Here is a 949-nt window from a genome sequence, read left to right as displayed (position 1 = left end):
CGATACTGATCGGCATCCGCAACTCGGCCAGATACACCAACGCCGCCCGCCGCAAAAACTCATCGAACAACCAATACGCATCCGGCGCCAACGGCACCACCGGCAACAACCCCTCCCGCACCGCGATGAACGGCCCCCAACTCACCCGCAACAACGGATCCCACACCGGCTCACGCGCAATCGCCAACCCATCAGCGATCTCATCCCCCAACAAAAACCGGGTGAACGCCCCCAACACCGGCTTACTCACCACCGCCAAATCCAGATTCGCCCCCAACCCCAACAACCGATCCGCCAACCTCGCCCCCTCCGGCGTCGCCGCCAACACCGGATCCAACACCTGCGCCGCCTGCGCGTTCGCCTCACCCCACGAATTCGGAATGTACTCATCCCGAATCCCCAACATATGCGCCCCCACCTGCCAAGAATGCAAAAACGCCTCCGACTCCACCTCCGGAATCGGCACCCCCCACGCCGTCAAATGCTTCATCACCGTCGTCGGCAAACTATGCCACGTCACCATCATGTCGTTCTGACTGATCGGCACCTGCTCATCCGCCGACGCCACCCAATGCGGCGACCGCGGCAACAAATGCCGCACCGCCGCATGCACCAACCGCGTCTTCACACACGTCACCACCATCTCCCCATCCGGCGCATACGCATTCGCCGTCCCGATGTCATACCCCAACTTCGCGGTCTTGGTGATCCGATCCTTCAGATCATGACCCCCCTTCGAGTAATACACCGCCCGCGCCTCCTTCGGGATCACCGTCGACATCATCCCGCTGGCCAACCCATACAACACCCCCAAATACAACCCCCGCTTCTTGTTGAACTCCACCGCCGTCGCCAACTTCCCCGGATCCGTCCACACCGGCAACCGCCGCGCATACTCCATGAAATCCCGCAAATCCCCCGGCAACCCCTCCGGCAACGGCTGACCATT

Annotated in this window: 1 protein-coding gene; it reads right to left on the bottom strand. The window is 62.0% G+C overall.

Annotated features, from left to right (window positions below):
- A partial coding sequence (locus ON29_RS11800; protein ID WP_040866271.1) for an oxygenase MpaB family protein occupies window positions 1-949 on the bottom strand: 949 nt, incomplete at both ends.

This window comes from Nocardia exalbida NBRC 100660 (assembly GCF_000308575.1).
Taxonomy (GTDB): domain Bacteria; phylum Actinomycetota; class Actinomycetes; order Mycobacteriales; family Mycobacteriaceae; genus Nocardia; species Nocardia exalbida.
Note: the sequence above shows the minus strand (reverse complement) of the source record. Positions and strands in the feature narration are given on the sequence as shown.